General features: G+C 70.0%; 19 protein-coding genes. 10 read left to right on the top strand and 9 right to left on the bottom strand.

Annotated features, from left to right (window positions below):
• Positions 1-265: 265 nt before the first annotated feature.
• A complete protein-coding gene (locus tag ABD329_RS14015; protein ID WP_246619113.1) occupies positions 266-694 on the top strand; it encodes a cupin domain-containing protein in 429 nt (142 codons plus the stop codon).
• Between the two features lie 38 nt (positions 695-732).
• Here ABD329_RS14015 and ABD329_RS14010 read toward each other — a convergent pair whose 3' ends face one another.
• The 4 genes from ABD329_RS14010 to ABD329_RS13995 form a co-directional block, all read right to left on the bottom strand.
• Positions 733-1,377 carry a LysE family translocator gene (locus tag ABD329_RS14010; protein ID WP_198281676.1) on the bottom strand — a complete coding sequence of 215 codons (645 nt, stop codon included), beginning with the start codon at positions 1,375-1,377 and terminating at the stop codon, positions 733-735.
• A gap of 122 nt (positions 1,378-1,499) precedes the next feature.
• Entirely contained in the window at positions 1,500-2,705 is a 1,206-nt protein-coding gene (locus ABD329_RS14005; protein WP_198281679.1) for a 4-hydroxybenzoate 3-monooxygenase, read from the bottom strand.
• A gap of 119 nt (positions 2,706-2,824) precedes the next feature.
• On the bottom strand, positions 2,825-3,616 hold the full coding sequence (locus ABD329_RS14000) for a helix-turn-helix domain-containing protein (protein ID WP_198281677.1): 792 nt from the start codon (positions 3,614-3,616) through the stop codon (positions 2,825-2,827).
• A 64-nt stretch (positions 3,617-3,680) separates the two neighbouring features.
• Positions 3,681-4,616 carry a DUF5134 domain-containing protein gene (locus ABD329_RS13995; RefSeq protein ID WP_344316400.1) on the bottom strand — a complete coding sequence of 312 codons (936 nt, stop codon included), beginning with the start codon at positions 4,614-4,616 and terminating at the stop codon, positions 3,681-3,683.
• A gap of 164 nt (positions 4,617-4,780) precedes the next feature.
• On the opposite strand from ABD329_RS13995, the gene ABD329_RS13990 reads away from it, so the two are divergent.
• Complete coding sequence (locus tag ABD329_RS13990) at positions 4,781-5,251, top strand: hypothetical protein (RefSeq protein ID WP_198281980.1); 471 nt, start codon at positions 4,781-4,783, stop codon at positions 5,249-5,251.
• A 95-nt stretch (positions 5,252-5,346) separates the two neighbouring features.
• Entirely contained in the window at positions 5,347-6,987 is a 1,641-nt protein-coding gene (locus ABD329_RS13985; protein ID WP_198281981.1) for a multicopper oxidase family protein, read from the top strand.
• A 245-nt stretch (positions 6,988-7,232) separates the two neighbouring features.
• Here ABD329_RS13985 and ABD329_RS13980 read toward each other — a convergent pair whose 3' ends face one another.
• Positions 7,233-7,715, bottom strand: a complete 483-nt coding sequence (locus tag ABD329_RS13980) for a hypothetical protein (RefSeq protein ID WP_198282514.1) — start codon at positions 7,713-7,715, stop codon at positions 7,233-7,235.
• A 13-nt stretch (positions 7,716-7,728) separates the two neighbouring features.
• Here ABD329_RS13980 and ABD329_RS13975 point away from each other — a divergent pair, with 13 nt between their 5' ends.
• Positions 7,729-8,199: an ROK family protein gene (locus ABD329_RS13975; RefSeq protein ID WP_344316399.1), complete on the top strand. Its 471-nt coding sequence runs from the start codon at positions 7,729-7,731 to the stop codon at positions 8,197-8,199.
• A 60-nt stretch (positions 8,200-8,259) separates the two neighbouring features.
• On the opposite strand, the gene ABD329_RS13970 is transcribed toward ABD329_RS13975, so the two are convergent.
• Positions 8,260-9,315 carry a right-handed parallel beta-helix repeat-containing protein gene (locus ABD329_RS13970; protein ID WP_198276696.1) on the bottom strand — a complete coding sequence of 352 codons (1,056 nt, stop codon included), beginning with the start codon at positions 9,313-9,315 and terminating at the stop codon, positions 8,260-8,262.
• 152 nt (positions 9,316-9,467) lie between these two features.
• Complete coding sequence (locus ABD329_RS13965) at positions 9,468-9,938, bottom strand: ArsI/CadI family heavy metal resistance metalloenzyme (RefSeq protein WP_198276697.1); 471 nt, start codon at positions 9,936-9,938, stop codon at positions 9,468-9,470.
• 80 nt (positions 9,939-10,018) lie between these two features.
• Here ABD329_RS13965 and ABD329_RS13960 point away from each other — a divergent pair, with 80 nt between their 5' ends.
• The 4 genes from ABD329_RS13960 to ABD329_RS13945 are packed head-to-tail and all read left to right on the top strand — an operon-like array spanning position 10,019 to position 12,480.
• Positions 10,019-10,420: an ArsR/SmtB family transcription factor gene (locus ABD329_RS13960; RefSeq protein WP_198276698.1), complete on the top strand. Its 402-nt coding sequence runs from the start codon at positions 10,019-10,021 to the stop codon at positions 10,418-10,420.
• 14 nt (positions 10,421-10,434) lie between these two features.
• Complete coding sequence (gene arsB / locus ABD329_RS13955; protein WP_198276717.1) at positions 10,435-11,544, top strand: ACR3 family arsenite efflux transporter; 1,110 nt, start codon at positions 10,435-10,437, stop codon at positions 11,542-11,544.
• Positions 11,537-11,974: an arsenate reductase ArsC gene (locus tag ABD329_RS13950; protein ID WP_198276699.1), complete on the top strand. Its 438-nt coding sequence runs from the start codon at positions 11,537-11,539 to the stop codon at positions 11,972-11,974. The genes arsB and ABD329_RS13950 overlap by 8 nt, the downstream gene beginning before the upstream one ends.
• A complete protein-coding gene (locus ABD329_RS13945; RefSeq protein ID WP_198276700.1) occupies positions 11,971-12,480 on the top strand; it encodes a GNAT family N-acetyltransferase in 510 nt (169 codons plus the stop codon). Before ABD329_RS13950 ends, ABD329_RS13945 begins: the two co-directional genes overlap by 4 nt.
• Positions 12,481-12,523: 43 nt before the next feature.
• Here the strand turns inward: ABD329_RS13945 and ABD329_RS13940 are convergent, their stop codons facing one another.
• Complete coding sequence (locus ABD329_RS13940) at positions 12,524-13,240, bottom strand: RibD family protein (RefSeq protein WP_198276701.1); 717 nt, start codon at positions 13,238-13,240, stop codon at positions 12,524-12,526.
• Between the two features lie 135 nt (positions 13,241-13,375).
• Here ABD329_RS13940 and ABD329_RS13935 point away from each other — a divergent pair, with 135 nt between their 5' ends.
• Positions 13,376-14,626 carry a helix-turn-helix domain-containing protein gene (locus ABD329_RS13935; RefSeq protein WP_198276702.1) on the top strand — a complete coding sequence of 417 codons (1,251 nt, stop codon included), beginning with the start codon at positions 13,376-13,378 and terminating at the stop codon, positions 14,624-14,626.
• A 511-nt stretch (positions 14,627-15,137) separates the two neighbouring features.
• A complete protein-coding gene (locus ABD329_RS13930; RefSeq protein WP_198276703.1) occupies positions 15,138-15,467 on the top strand; it encodes a helix-turn-helix domain-containing protein in 330 nt (109 codons plus the stop codon).
• Between the two features lie 250 nt (positions 15,468-15,717).
• Here ABD329_RS13930 and ABD329_RS13925 read toward each other — a convergent pair whose 3' ends face one another.
• On the bottom strand, positions 15,718-16,110 hold the full coding sequence (locus ABD329_RS13925; RefSeq protein ID WP_198276704.1) for a peptidoglycan-binding domain-containing protein: 393 nt from the start codon (positions 16,108-16,110) through the stop codon (positions 15,718-15,720).
• Positions 16,111-16,230: the final 120 nt, after the last annotated feature.

Genomic DNA, 16,230 nt, shown 5'->3' with positions numbered 1-16,230 from the left:
AGGTGTGGCCCAACCTCCCTGCCGGGCGGGGAACTTGGGGCCAAAGGTGAAGAAGCCGGACGCATTGCGGAGGGCCGCCGCCGTCCGTCACCGACCGTGAGGCCCCCATGTCCCCCGGCCCGCGTGCGCCCCGCCCCGCACCGTCGCAATCTGGACCCATGAGCCGTCGGCGCCCGGCCGGTCGCGGCCCGTCGACCACGCCGACGGGCTCTCCCGAACCACCCGGCCCACCCCTGGAGGTCTCGCCATGTCGAGCAAGGAGCAGATGACAGGCAGCGCCGAGAGCCAAGCGCGCTTGGCGGAGCTGAGCTCGGCGATCACCGTGCTGCAATCGGCGAAACCGCCGTTCGTGCCGGAGGGGGCGGAGGGGATGACGATCCGCGTGGACTACCCGCCCGGCGACCCCGGCCTCCCTCCGCACCGGCACTCGGGTCCCGCCTTCGGCTACGTGCTGGAGGGCGAGATGCTCTTCGAGCTGGAAGGCGAGCCGGAGCGAGTGATCAGGGCGGGGGAGACGTTCTGGGAGCCGGGCGGCGACGTCATCCACTACCAGGACGGAAACAACCGGACGGACGCCTGGAGCCGCTTCATCGTCACCATGTTCTGCGCCCCGGGCCAGCCCATGCTCACCCTCGTCGACGACGAGGAACTGGCCCGGCGCCAACACCTACGGGCTCCCCGCCCGGGCGCGTGATCCGCCGCCGGCGCCGGACCCGGACGCCCGGCACCGGCTCAGTCGGCGCGGCCGGTCGCCGCCACGGTCACGCCCAGGCCGATCATCGCGAGGCCGCCCGCCCCGCCGACCATCGACAGCCGCCGGTCGGAGCGGGCGAACCAGGAACGGGCCGCGGAGGCGCCCAGGCCCCACAGGGTGTCCGTGATCAGTCCGATGGTGATCGGGACCAGGCCCAGCACCATCATTTGCAGGGGCAGGTGGCCCGCCGAGTGGTTGACGAACTGCGGTAGCACCGCCGCGAAGAAGACGATGCCCTTCGGGTTCGTGACGCCGACGAAGATGCCGTCCAGGATCGTCCGCAGATCACCGCGCCGCGCACGGGCCGGGGCCGCCATGTCCGTCACGCGCATGTCCCCGCGGTGCCGGAACGCCTGCACGCCCAGATAGACCAGATACACCGCCCCTGCCAGCTTGACGCCCGTGAACACCGCCGCCGAGCTCTCCACCAGCGCACCGAGACCCCATGCCACGGCGATCACGAGCAGATAGGAGCCCACCACATTGCCGAGGACCGTCTCAAGGGCCGTACGACGGCCGTATGCGAGGGCCCGGCCGACCACGAACAGCACGCTCGGCCCCGGGATCACGATCACCAGTAGCGACATCGCCGCGAACGCGAGAACGCTCTCCGTGGACACCATATGTCCGTCCCTCCTGGACCGGCTCAGTACAGGAGGCATTCAAACAGAAGGCGGAACGTCCGCCCAGACCCATCCGCATCCCGCTACCTCGACGGCGGCGGTGAGCTTCGGCGTCCGGGGCCCTAATTCACCCCGGCGGCGAATTCGCCGAAAAGGCGCTTCGCCGTGGGAGAGGTGAACTGGCGCTCCAGTTCCGCCCGGGCGATCTGCTTGCGGAACTCTCCTTCGTAGGACGCGTCACCGGCGTTGTGCATGAGCTCGGTGATCCATGCCGCGTATGCCTGGTAGTTCCAGACGTGGCGCAGACAGGTCTCCGAGTAGTCGGTGAGCAGGGCCGGATCGTCCTTCTGTATCCGGGCGATGAGGGCGCGGGCGAACACTTCGGTGTCGTGGAGGGCGAGGTTGATTCCCTTCGCGCTCGTCGGGGGGACGATGTGCGCCGCGTCTCCGAGGAGATACAGCCTGCCGTGGTTCATGGGGCTGTACACCACACTCCGGAGCGGCAGGATTTGCTTGTGGATGACCGGGCCGGTCGCCACGGGGACGCCGAAACGAGCTTCCAGTTCGCTCCAGACACGCTCGTCCGGCCACTGCTCGAGAGTGTCGTCGGGGGCGCACTGGAGGTAGAGACGACTGGCCGTGGTGCCACGGGGGATGATTCCCGCCAGGCCGCGGGAGTGGATCGCCATGGCCGCGGGGTCCGGCGTCACCTCGGCCAGGACGCTCAGCCAGGCGTACCCGTAGTCGTAGGAGTAACGGGTGAGGGCGTCGGCGGGGATGGATTCCCTGCTGACCCCGTGGTAGCCGTCGCAGCCGGCGATGTAGTCGCAGTTGATGACCCGTGTCGCGCCGGAGGCGGAGGCGCCCCGGTAGCGGACTCGCGGGCGCGGGCCGTCGATGTCCTCGCCGTCGATGTCCTCGGGGGAGATGTCGACGGACTCGTAACGCAGGTCTCCGCCGTCCCGCAGGAAAGCGTCCGTGAGGTTCCGGACGAGAACCTGCTGAGGGCAGAACACCATATCGTCGAAGTCGCCACTCTCGTCGTCAAAGAGATCTTGTGTGAACCCTTCTCCGTCCATCCGGAAGCCTATCGTCTCGTCCGGGGCGCCGAAATTCTCCACGACCTCCTCGAGCCCCCACGCGCGGAACATGCGCACTCCGCGGCTGTCGATGGTCCCGGCCCTCTGCCGCCGTTCGACGTATTCACGGCTGCGCTTTTCGAGAACGACACAGCCGATGCCGTTGCGCAACAGGAAATTGCCGAGCGTAAGTCCGGCGACCCCGGCCCCGATGATGACTACGGCGGTGCTCTCGCCCGTTTCGGACATGAATTTCCAAGCCTCCTTGAGGCGTGAAGAAAGCAATGCGATGTGCCGATCACCACTGTGGCCCCGACGGCCGTCGCCGCCCACCGATGAACGGACAGCGAATACCGAAAGGCCGCCAACTACTGTGCGTCGTCGCGCAGCTCCGCCTGATAGCGGCCCGGGGTCTGCCCGACGACCTCGGTGAACGCCTCGATGAAGCTGGAGGGGTTGGACCACCCGCACTCCGTCGCGGTGTCGGTCACGGACCGGCCGTCGGTGAGATGGACCAAGGCGTGGTGGATGCGCAGGGTGGTGCGCCACCGGTGGAAGCTCATGCCCAGCTCGGTGTGGAACAGACGGCTCAGCGTGCGGTCGCTCGCTCCCGCGGCCCGTCCCAGCTCGGTCAGGGTCGTGGTCCGGCCGGGGTCGGCGTGCAGGAGGTCGGTGACGGCACGCAGCCGGTCGTCGCGGGGTTCTGGCAGGTGCAGGGACTGCTCGGGGGTCGCGGTGAGCTCGTCGATCACCACCGCGCGCAGCCGTTCATGGGCACCGGGCCGGACCTCCCGCCGATCGGTCAGCGCCAGGAAAGCTTCTCGCAGCAGGGGACTCACCGCGAAGACGCTGGGGTGTGCCACGAGCGCGTCGCACAGCTCGGCCGGGATGACGACCAGGCGGGCGTCGGTCCTGCCGTAGATGCGATGGGAGTGGTCGAACCCGGGCGGCGTCCATGTCACCCGGTTGGCCGGGGCGACCCAGGTCCCGCGTGCGGTCGTGGTGGCCAGGGCGCCGGCTGCCGCGTACAGCAGCTGGCCCTGGGGGTGGGAGTGGGTGTCGAGGCGGTAGCCGTGCGGAAGCCAGCCTCCTCCGCTACGAGGTGACGTCTTCCGCGGCGTCGTCGTCGGCGGCGGGGAGGGTTGGCGGGTTTCCGGCATCGGCCGTCAGTTTACCGCCGCTCCCGGGGTCGGCTGAACGGGAGATGCGCCGGGAGCAGGCCCGTCACACCACCATCATGAGCAGCATCGCGGACATGGTTCCGCCCATACCGATATGGGCGGCCAGCGCGGCGTCCGGCGCCGTGCCGAGCCTGCGCCGGCGCCCGTGGCCTCCCCCTTCCGCCGTCCGGGCCTTGTCCCACACCGAGACGGACAGCGACACCACGAAGACCACCACCGTGTCCGGCATGGCGAGCAGCCAACGTCCCCATGTGCGGCCCCGGCCGCCGTCGCGGGCGGCGGGGAGGTGCTTCCCGTTGGTCCCCCGGAGCCGGCTCCAGACGGACGCGCCGATGGACAGCAGGAAGTACACCGCGAGCGCCGCGGCCACGTAACGCCAGAAGGGGCCCGAGGGTGACGCGGCGGTGGCATCGGCCGCCGTGGCCATGCCCGGTGTGTGCATCCCGTTCATCCCTCCCATGTCCTGCATGTCCTGCATGTCCTGCATGTCCCGCATCCCCTCCATCCCCTCCATCCCCTCCATCCCCTCCATCCCGTCCATGCCTTCCATGCCCTGTGCCGAGTCCATTCCGGGCATGTTCTCCATGCCCGGCATCCCGGCCATGGATGACCCGCCCAGTGCGAGTACCGGCCCGGAGGACGTGCTCGTCATGGCGAGCGTCATGATCACCATGCCCGCGCTGCCGACGATGAGGTGCACCCATTGGCGGCCGTGGCTCCAGCCGCCCGCACGCGTGTGCTTGGCGGCCATCACCACACCGCCGAGTGCCAGGAGGGCGAATGCCACGGCCCACCACATGCCGTGACCGGTGTACCAGGCCGCAGTCGCGGGCAGCGCCATGGCGGCCATGCACGCGCCCATCAGCACATCGCCTCCCGCGGCGAAGCGGGCGTCCCCCTCGGTGGTCACCATGCGGATCAGGCTTACGGCGGCCACCAGCGCGGCGACCGCCGCTACGGACCAGCTCAGAGTCTCCATCGTTGCCTTCCCTCGTCGCCCGGGTGCGGCTTCGGTGCGTCGCGCTTCGCGCGTCGTCGTTCGGCTACTGAGCCCCTAAGTACGTAGTAGATTAGGAGAGCGTTCAGTATTACCCCTGCCGGGTATATTGGCCGAGTCGCTCACCGAGAGCAGGGATGGAAGCCATGACCACAGCCGGGGCCGGACGGGGCCGTGCCCGTGGTGGCGCCGGACGCTGGGTGTGGGTCGCGGCCGTCGCACTGCTCGCCGCGTTCGCCGTGCTCATCCACCACGGGACGAACGCGGCCGTCTCGTCCCCGGTGCGTGCCACCGGCATGAGCGGGACGGCGCGCATGGTCCATGCGCCCTCGGCGCCGATGTCGGCGCACGGGGGGATGTCGGCGCACGGCGGTGGGCACGACGACACCGCACGGGCTTCCGCCCCGGCCGCGCACGGTGCCGATGGACCCTGTTCCGGCATGGGCGGGCAGCACTGCTCGGCCGCCGGCGTCGACGTCGTCAAACACCTGCCGCCGAACGAGCCCTGGGTCGGCCGCGAGGGCGATGTGCACGCCATCCCGGCCGGTCGTCCTGTTCCCGGCACCGTGAGCCGCGCGCCGCCCGACCTTTCCGTGCTCTCTCGATTGCTTCTGTAGGCCGCCCCCACGGCAACTTCGCGTCCGCGTATGCGATCAGCCGTGCCCGCGTGCGACCGAACACAAGGCATATCGAGAAGAGGAACACCGACATCGTGAACATCGTCAACCGCCGCTCTGTCCTGCTGGCCGGGCTCGGCGCCGCGGGCGCGGGCGCGCTCGCCGCCTGCGGGGGCCCCAGCGGCGACGCCGACCGGACCACCGCCCTGGTCAAGCCGTCCGACCCGGCCGTGGCCGCCGCCGAGAAGAAGCGCACCAGCACCGGCAAGGTGCACAAGCGGACCCTGACCGCCGCGCCCGCCATGCTGGACCTCGGTGGCGGCGTCATGGCCAAGAGCTGGGCCTTCGACGGGCGGGCCCCCGGCAAGGAGCTGCGGGTGTCGGCCGGTGACACCGTGGCCGCCGAACTCTCCAATCAGCTGCCGGACAAGACGGCCACGTCCATCCATTGGCACGGTCTCGCCCTCCGCAATGACATGGACGGCGTTCCCCCGGCCACGCAGACCGCGGTACGGGCCGGATCCACCTTCACCTACCGCTTCATCGCCGACACCCCCGGCACCTACTTCTTCCACCCGCACGTCGGGGTCCAGCTCGACCGCGGGCTGTATGCGCCGCTGATCGTCGAGGATCCGAAGGAGCCACTGTCCTACGACGACGAGTGGGTGGTCGTGTTGGACGACTGGGTCGACGGTGTCACCGGCACACCCGACGAGGTCTTCGCCGAGCTGCGGCAGGGCATGGGCGGGATGGACATGGGCGGCGGCCACGGCACGAGTGGCCACGACATGAGTGGCATGAGTGGCATGAGTGGCATGGGCGGCATGGACATGAGCGGAGACAAGGGCGGGGCGAGCGCCTCACCGTCCTCTGCCGATTCCGGCGACGGCATGTCGATGAAGTTCATGCTGATGGGCGCCGACAGCGACCTGCTCGGCGGTGACGCGGGCGACGTGAAGTACCCGTACCACCTGATCAACGGCCGTGTCCCGGCCGACCCGGATGTCTACACCGGCAAGCCCGGCAGGCGGGTCCGGCTACGGATCGTCAACGCCGGTGGCGACACCGCCTACCGCGTCGCGCTCGGTGGACACCGGATGACCATCACCCACACCGACGGCTTCCCCGTCGAGCACCAGCGGACCGATGCCCTGCTGATCGGCATGGGTGAGCGCTACGACGTGCTGGTCACGCTCGCGGATGGCGTCTTCCCGCTCGTCGCGCTCGCCGAGGGGAAGAACGCCACCGGCCTGGCCCTGGTCCGCACCGGCTCCGGCCGGGCGCCCAAGGCCACCGTCCGCCCGAAGGAACTGGACGGCACGATCGTGACCGCCTCCAAGCTCCGCGCGGCGGACGACGTCAGGCTGTCCCCGAAGAGGACGGACCGGGTACACCGCGTCGAACTGACCGGCGGCATGACGAAGTACAACTGGGCCATCAACGGCAAGGCGTTCGACATGAGCGATCCCACGGCCGCCCCGCTCATGGTCGAGGAGGGGCAGCGGGTCCGGCTGGACTTCGTCAACCGCACGGACATGTGGCACCCGATGCATCTGCACGGCCACACCTATCAACTCGGTGGCTCCGGGCCCCGCAAGGACACCGCGATCGTGCTGCCGAAGAAGAAGCTGTCCGTGGTCTTCGACGCCGACAACCCCGGCCAGTGGATGCTGCACTGCCACAACGCCTACCACGGCGAGGCCGGGATGATGGCGCTGGTGGCCTATCGAGCCTGACTGCCCCAGGGCTCCCGTCGCCTGGTGGGCTCCACCGGGCGACGGGAGCTCCTTCGGTCCGCACCGCGTCGCGCGCGCCGGGATGGGCCCCGGAGCCATGCGCCGATGAGGCGCTCGCTGACGCCGCCGGTGCCACTGGGTCCGGCGCCACTGGGCCCGGCCCGCTCGGGGGCGGGCCGCCCGCCCCGCCACCGGCCCCGGGCCGGGGGCGGGCGAGGCATGACCCAGCCACCCCGCCGCCCCCGCTAGCCCCGCGGTGCCAGGCGCACCCGTACCGCCGTGGTGCCCAGGCGGGGGATCTCCACGAGGATGTCGTCGCCGGTCAGGGTGGCGGGGCCGTCCGGGTCGCCGAGGTAGGTGGCGCGTTCCGCGGCGGCGACGGGGAAGCCGCAGCGGAGCCGGACCGTGCGCGGCTCCGGGGCGAAGGACTGAAGCCTCACCAGCAGGTCGACGCCGTCGTCACCCGGGACCGGCACCGGGGACGCGTCGCGGACCGCGACGCGGGCGTCGTCCACGGAGAGCAGCGCGAGTTCGGCCGGTCGGTCCGCGTCGGGGGCGCCGTGTGCGGGGACGCCGATCAGCGGGTGGTCGACCTCGTAGGCCGTGCGCAGCGCCAGGGCCTCGGCGTCGATGGTCTCGCCGCTCCGCCGGACGCCCACCGCGTAGCGGAAGGTGGTGTGGAACGCCTGCTGGGAGGGGAAGTTGGTGTCCCACAGGTTGTTGTGCACCCAGGAGTAGACCGTGCCGGGCTGTCGCGGTGACGTCGAGTCGGGGAAGGGCGCGGAGGACGACCCGCGCGTGCCGCCCGAGCGTCGCGTCGACCTGCTGACCGTCGACGGCCGTCCGCTGGAGGACACGGTCTCCACCCGGGCGATGACCGCCCACTACCCGGACCGCACCGGCCGTCCCGTCGACGGGCTGCGCGAGCTGACGGCCCTCGCCGCCGTCGACGACGCCACCGCCCGCGACGTCGTCACCTCGGCCCTGCGCGCCCTCGGCGCCGCCCTGGCCCCGTGGCTGATCGCCTTCGAGGCCGACGCGGTGGTCTTCGGCGGCTCCATCACCGCCGCCTGGCCCCTGATAGGCCCACCCCTCGCCACCGGCCTCGCCCACCGCGACCCCCGCCTCGCCCACCTCACCCTGTCGGTACAGGACGACGGCGAGGACCAGGCCCTGCTGGGCGCGGCGGTGTTCGCGACGCGGGGCGGGTAGCGGGTAGACGCGGTCGTCGACGTCGAGGGCACCGGCGCGCGGGCGGGACCCGGTGAGGGTTCACTCGGGGTCTTTGATGTCGTCGTCGGGCAGGAGTTGCTGCGAGGACGGCGGGTCGATGGTGCTGCTGGTGGTGGGGTTGGTGCAGCCGGGGACGCTGCCTTCGGGGGCGCAGTTGTCCGGTTCGTTGTCGATGACCTTGGTGTTGGTCAGGGTGACCTGGCCGCCCGCCTGGTTGTCGATGCCGCCGCCGGCGGTGATCGCGGTGTTGTGTGTGACCAGGCTGTCGACCAGTGTGGCGGTGGTGTTGGGGCCGAGGTTGGAGAGGCCGCCGCCTCTGACGGCGATGTTGTCCTTGAGGGTGGTCGACTTCAGGTTCAGGGTGGAGCCGTTCAGGTTGCGGATGCCGCCACCGTTCAAGGCGGTGTTGCCCCGGACCGATACGGACTCCAGGGACGCGGTGCCCAGGATGTTCTCCAGACCGCCACCATTGTTGACGGTCGCTCGGTTCTTGAGCAGGGACCCGTGCTTCATGGTCATGGTGCCGTTACCGTCGTTGACGACGCCGCCGCCGAACCCGTTGGCGGTGTTGCGTTCGACGGCGGTGCGGTCGAGGTTGAGCTGCCCACCGGTGTTGTAGAGGCCACCGCCGGTAGTCGCGAGATTGTCTTTGATGGCCGTGTCGTTCAGGTTCAGCGTGCCCTGCTCGATCAGGGCGCCGCCGCCCATGTTGTTGATGTCGCCGCCGCTGACCGTGAGCGACTTCAGGGTGAGCGTGCCACCGGACACCACATGAAAGATGCGGAAGCTTTCCGTGGCGTTCGGGTCGCGTCGGATGGTGGAGCCGTTGCCGGAGATGGTGACGTCTCCGGTGATCTCCGGGAGTCCGTCGTCGGGGTTGTCCGGTGTGGTGAGTGTGTAGGTGCAGCGGGGCGCGAGGGTGATGCGACCGCCGTTGGCGTTGGCCTGGTTGATCGCGTCCACCAGGCCGGGGATGTCGTTGCATCCCACGTGGATGTCTTCGGCGGCACTGGCCGACCCGGTCGGCAGGACCGCGAGGGAGAGCCCGGTGCCGACCGCGGCGGTCATGGCGCCGGACCGCGAAATGAACCTCATCGCTTACGCCTTCCTCAGCTCTGGAGTGAAGCAGCGCATCACGGCACCAGCGACCATGCTGGCCGACCGGGACGGCAGGATGACGTTTCATTTCTAGCTACGGGTGATCGCGCCCTCACCTGGTGTGCCGCCGAACGGGTCCAGCCCTTGCCTCAGCGTTCGCTGCCCGTCGCTGGCTTGAGGGACTGCACCGGGGCGGGCTCGCGGGCGCAGCAGGCGCCGGCGGTGTCGAGTGCCGCGCTCTTGCCCATCTGCTCGGCGTCGCCCTTGACGACATAGACCTCCCAGGGCTCCTTGCCGGGGCCGCGGACCCAGACCTTGTCCTGGAGGGCGTAGCAGCAGGAGGTGTCGTTCTCCTCGAAGGCGGCGAGCCCCGCCTCCTTGAGGCGGTCGGTGGCGGCGGTGACCTGCTCGGTGGAGGTGACCTCGACGCCGAGGTGGTCCAGCCGGGTTTCCCGGTCGGCCTCGCCCTCGATCAGGACGAGCTTCAGCGGCGGCTCGGTGATCGCGAAGTTGGCGTATCCGGGGCGGCGCTTGGCGGGCTCGACGCCGAAGAGCTTGGAGTAGAACGCCACCGAAGCGTCGAGGTCGGGTACGTTCAGGGCGAGCTGCACGCGAGTCATGACAGGATCTCCCACCGGGTTGTATCGATATCCTTCAATGCAACATTGCGCCCTGGATCGAAAAACGTCAACATAGAAGAATGTCGAAACAAGAGCTCGCGCTGCTCGGCCAGGACGGCGTCGACGGCTGCTGCCCAGGACTGCTGACCGCTCCGCTGGACGAGGCGCAGTCCGTCGAGCTGGCGAAGGTGTTCAAGGCGCTGGGCGATCCGATCCGGCTGCGGCTGCTGTCGATGATCGCTTCCCGGGCGGGCGGCGAGGTGTGCGTCTGTGACCTCACCCCCGCCTTCGACCTGTCGCAGCCGACGATCTCCCACCACCTGAAGCTGCTGCGGCAGGCCGGGCTGATCGACTGCGAGCGCCGTGGCACGTGGGTCTACTACTGGCTGCTGCCGGAGATGACCGACCGGCTCGCCGGGATCCTCACCCGCCCCGGCGGACAGCCCCTGCCCGAGCCCGCCGGGACGGCGGGGGACGCCTGATGGCCGCCGACCCGATGAGGGTGCCCCCGGCCGGTCCCGTCGCCGCGCGCCTGTCGTTCGTGGACCGCTTCCTCGCGGTGTGGATCCTGCTCGCCATGGGCGTCGGCCTCGGCCTGGGGCGGCTCGTTCCCGGCCTGGGCGACGCCCTGGCGAAGGTGACCGTCACCGGCGTCTCCCTGCCCATCGCGCTGGGCCTGCTGGTGATGATGTATCCGGTGCTGGCCAAGGTCCGCTATGACCGCCTCGATGCGGTCACCCGGGACCGGCGCCTACTGGTCCCCTCACTCGTGCTGAACTGGGCCCTGGGCCCGGCGCTCATGTTCACGCTCGCCTGGCTGCTCCTGCCGGACCTGCCGGAGTACCGAACGGGCCTGATCATCGTCGGCCTGGCGCGCTGTATCGCCATGGTCATCATCTGGAACGACCTGGCCTGCGGCGACCGTGAAGCGGCCGCCGTCCTCGTCGCCCTGAACTCGGTCTTCCAGGTGATTGCCTTCTCCGCGCTCGGCTGGTTCTACCTCACCGTGCTGCCGAGCTGGCTTGGTCTGGAACGGACCGGTCTCGACATCAGCGTGTGGGAGATCGCCCGCAGTGTGCTGATCTTCCTCGGCATCCCCCTGGCGGCGGGCTTCCTCACCCGGCGCCTCGGCGAGAGGGCCAGGGGCCGGGCCTGGTACGAGAGCGAGCTCATCCCGCGCATCGGCCCGTTCGCCCTGTACGGGCTGCTGTTCACGATCGTCGTCCTGTTCGCCCTCCAAGGCGGCGCGATCACCTCACGGCCGACGGACGTGGCACGGATCGCGCTGCCTCTGCTGGTCTACTTCGCCGTGATGTGGGCCGGGTCCATGGCACTGGGCAAGGCCGTGGGCCTGGACTATCCGCGCTCCACGACATTGGCGTTCACCGCCGCGGGCAACAACTTCGAACTGGCCATCGCCGTCGCCATCGCGACCTTCGGTGCCTCCTCGGGGCAGGCGCTGGCCGGAGTCGTCGGCCCGCTCATCGAGGTGCCCGTACTGATCGGCCTCGTTCACGTGGCCCTGGCCGCCCGCCGCTACTTCCCTCGGCCCACCGCCATGACCGCCGAGCACGCGCCCGCCCAGGAAGGTTCCGCCCGTGTCTGACCCCCAGAACTCCCAGAACCTTCAGAAGCCGTCCGTGCTGTTCGTCTGCGTCCACAACGCGGGCCGCTCCCAGATGGCCGCCGCCTTCCTCACCCACCTCGCGGGCGACCGCGTCGAGGTCCGCTCCGCCGGTTCGGCACCGGCCGAGCACCTCAACCCCGCCGTGGTGGAAGCCATGGCGGAAGTCGGCATCGACATCGCGGCAGAGATCCCCAAGGTGCTGACCGCCGAAGCCGTGCGATCCTCGGACGTGGTCATCACCATGGGCTGCGGCGACGCCTGCCCGTACTTCCCCGGCAAGACCTACCTGGACTGGAAGCTCGACGATCCGGCCGGGCAGGGCGTTGCGGCGGTACGGCCGATTCGCGACGAGATCCGGGCCCGCGTGCACGACCTCGTCGGCGAACTCACCACGGGAGGCCGCGGGTGACCCCGCACGCCGAGACGATCCGCATCACCGGCCTGACGGCCGAGCACGCCGATGAGGTTTTGGAGATCTACCAGCTCGGCATCGACGAACGGAACGCCACCTTCGAGACCACCGCCCCCCGCTGGGAAGCCTTCGACGCCGCCAAACTCCCGGACCACCGGCACGTCGCGGTGGACCACGACGGACGCGTGCTCGGCTGGGTCGCCGCCACGAAGGTGTCCGACCGCTGCGCGTACGCGGGAGTTGTCGAGCACTCCGTCTACGTCCACCCCGCCGCCCGCGGCCGAGGGGCCGGTCTCGCTCTGCTGGACGCGCTGATCGCTTCCACGGAAGCGGCGGGCATCTGGACCATCCAATCCGGCGTCTTCCCCGAGAACACCGCCAGCCTCGCCCTGCACCAGCGCGCGGGCTTCCGCGTCATCGGCACCCGCGAACGCGTCGGCCGCCACCACGGCGTATGGCGTGACGTCGTCCTCATCGAGCGTCGGAGTCCGCGGATCACCTGACCCGAAGCCGGCCGGAGTCCCCAGCCGGGCCGGTAGACGCCGCTCAGTGTTGCGGGCGTGCGATCAGCCTGACGTCCGGGCCGGAGCGCGCCACGTCCACCAGTTCGCACCGGAGGATGTCGCCGATCGTCTCGATGGTGCCGCCTTCGAGTCCGCTCTTCCCGCGGCCGAGGAGCGCGGGGGCGATGTAGGCGACGATGCGGTCTACGAGTCCGGCCGACACGAACGACGCGGCGAGGGTGGGACCTCCCTCGAGGAACATCCCGCGCACACCGCGCTGGTGCAGTTCACGGAGGAGTGCCGCCACGTCCAGGCCGACCTTCGCACGGGGTAGCCGTACGAGGGTGGCCACGTCGTCCAGGTGGGACGCGTCGGCGTCATGGGCGACGGCGATCATGGTGGGTGCGGCATCGTCCAGGACCCGGGCATCGGCCGGGGTCCGGGCGTTGGTGTCGACGATCACGCGCCATGGCTGCTCATCGACCGGCACGGCGACCTTCAGGTTGGGGTCGTCCTTCACCGAGCGCACGGCGAGGTGGGGGTTGTCGGCCTGCTGGGTGCCGGAGCCGACGACGGTCGCCTGGCAGGCCGCGCGTAGCGCGTGCACTTCCGTACGGGACTCCGCGCTGGTGATCCACTGGCTGGTGCTGTCCGCCGCGGCGATCCGGCCGTCCAGCGTGGCCGCGTACTTGTAGACCACGTACGGCCGCCCATCGACCGTGTGCCACTCGTCGGTGCCGACCAGCTCCCTGATGTGCATGGGCCCCTCCAGGCAGATCTTGGTTGGGCAGCCCAGTCACGCACGGCAGCCATCGCCTGGGAGTGAACCGCCTCACGCGACAACGGCCCTGCCCATACCCTGACAGTGACGAGCTGGACAGAGAGGGGCAAGGCCATGTCATCTGACGCTACCCCGGACCCGCTTGACCATCCGCTGGTCTTCGGCCAGCGGATGCAAGTCCTCCGTACCCGCCGGGGCATGAGCGGTACCGTCCTCGCCGGTCTCCTCGGCAAGTCATCGAGTTGGGTGAAGCAGGTGGAGAACGGCACCCTCCACACCCCCGCACTCTCCATGATCCTGCGCATCGCCGAGGTGTTGCGCGTCCGCGACCTCTCCGAGCTCACCGGCGACCAGACCATGCCCATCGAGCTCTTCATCGGCCCCGGTCACGCCAAGCTGCCCGCGGTACGAGCCGCGGTCGAAGCGTTCCCCTTCACCGCTGATCGGGAAGCGCCGTCGCCCGCGCATCTGGGCGCACGTCTCCAAAGCGCCTGGTCCGCCCGTCACTCCGCGCCCAACCACCGTGAAGTGATCGGCGGCCTTCTGCCAGATCTCATCCGGGACGCGCAACTCGCCGTACGCCAGGCCGACCGCGCCCCCGAACGGCGGGCAGCTCAAGCGGTCCTCGCCGAGGTCTACAGCCTCAGTCAGTTCTTCATCGCCTACCAGCCCGACGCCGCGCTCCTCTGGCGCGTTGCCGAACGCGGCATGGTCGCGGCCCAGGAGAGCGAGGACCCGCACGCCATCGGCATGGCGGCATGGCTCACCGCCCAGGCCCACCGCGACAGTGGCCCCGCCCACTACGACGCGGCCGACGCGGTCACCATGGAGACGCTGCGCCACCTCACCCCACTACTGCCGGACGCGCCGGACGACGTACGCGCGATCGCCGGCGCCCTGCGGTTCGAGGCCGGCTACACCGCGGCCCGCCGCGGTGTAGCCGGCGCCGCCTGGGGCTACTGGGACACCGCCCGCGAGATGGCCGAGCGGCTGCCTGCCAACTACTACCACCCCATGACGTCGTTCTCCCGAGGCATCATGGGCGCGCACGCGGTCACGGTCGCCGTCGAACTGCACGCGGGCGGGGAGTCCGTACGGCAGGCCGCGAAGGCGGACGCCAAGACGATCCCGTCACGGCCGAGGCGGGCCCGGCACCGGATCGAGGAGGCGCGCGGCTACCACCTGGACGGGCAGCCGGAGACCGCGCTGGCGACGCTGGACAAGGCGTACGAAGCCGCGCCGGAGACGATCCGCTACAACGGCTACGCACGCCGGATCATCTTGGAGGAGACCGAGTCGAAGTCTCCGGTGCATCGCCGCCGCGCTGCCGAACTGGCGGTGAAGATCGGCGTATTGGCTGCCTGAACCGGCGTTCGAGGGGCAGAATCTCTGCCCCTCCTCCGTCCTCGGCGCTCTTACGGTCAGTCATCACCTGATCACCGATGACGCCGGGGGCCCCGTGCAGACCAGCAGCCGTAAAGCAGAGCGATGGACACCCCCCTGCGGGGACAACGTAGAGATGGTCGAGGTCGGCTCCCATTGGGATGCCGTGCGCGCTCCTGTGGAGATCGGTGAGCGAGCGCTGGAGTTACTCGGCGGGGCGACCGGCGCCGTCATCGCCGACTACGCACAGATGTACTGGCTTATCGTGGCGGGGAGCGCGCAGTACTGGCGTCGCCTCCCGCAGGTGCAGACGCTCGGTGCGGCCCCGACCTCCTACATCGGCGTTCCCCCCCATCGGCCACACCGCCGGGCCGGTACTGCACTGGCGTGTCCCGCTCGGGCCGGATTGCTACCTCACCGATAGCCCTTTGTTGCGCGGGGCCTTGGCTCAGGTGGTCGCCGCCGAGTTCGGCCCTGGACGGGAGGTCGGCCGGTGACGACCACCTACGATCGCGACCCCGCGCCCCTCGTCCTGGGGGCGTATCTGCGAGCGCTCCGGCTGGCCAAGGGCCTCACGCTCTCCGACGCCGCCGAGGTCATCCGCAGTTCGGCAGCCAGGCTGAGTCGGATGGAGACTGGCCAGGTGGCACAGCAGTGGCGGGACGTTTCCACACTCCTCCGGCGCTACGGGGTGATCAACTGGTCCAGCATCGTCGGGGCACTGCGGTGGTCAGGCCAGCAGTCGAGAGCTCCCAAGCGTGGGGCGGGCACCATCCACGACGACGCCGAGATCGGCACCCTGCTGGTCCACGCCACGGCCTGAGCATGCCTACGGCTCCGTCCAGGAGCCGCGCCCGGTGGCGGGCGCAGCCGCACAGAGGGCCCAGGGGAGAGACGGCGAATACCAGTACTGCCCGTCAGAACCGAATCCCGTGCTGCGGCGCGCGCCGCCTTCCGACAGCCTGAGATGTCGGCAGGCCGGTAACGGGCAAGGGCTCGGGAAGCGTCAAGGCCCACTCAGCGTGCCGGACGAGGGCCCGGCCGCACGGCGGTGCGGGCACCACCGTGTGTGCTCAGCTCGGGCAGGCGGAGCGCAGCGCGGCCCAGGTGTAGGTGCCGACGGCGCCATCGACCGAGAGGCCACCGTGGCAGATGCTGTTGTACTCCCTCTGGAAGCGGAGCACCGCGTTGTAGGTGATGCTCCCGAAGATGCCGTCCACCTGTCCGGCACTGAGGAATCCGCGGTGGTAGAGCTGGCACTGCACCTCGATCACCCGGTTCCCGGTGTCGCCGGATTCGGTGAGGGCCGTGCCGCTGTAGTACGTCCTGGAGCAGCTGTAGGACTGCACGGCGGTGGAACTCGCCGAGGTGACGTCGGCAGCCATGGCCGCATCGGCGATGCCGACCGACATGCCGGTCAGGGCGAGCGCGGCGGCCGAGGCGACGAGAGCCTTGCGCATGAGCATCAGTCAGTACCTTTCGTCGGGAGGGGCGAGCGGGCGACTCCACGGCTCTGGTGGCCCGTGGTCGGAACCACGGTTCATGGGTGACGCGGTGCTTCACCAGCCGGGATGAACAACCCGAGA

The sequence above is a fragment of the Streptomyces javensis genome, from assembly GCF_039525925.1.
GTDB lineage: Bacteria > Actinomycetota > Actinomycetes > Streptomycetales > Streptomycetaceae > Streptomyces > Streptomyces asiaticus.
This window is presented reverse-complemented; position numbering and strand designations above follow the sequence as displayed.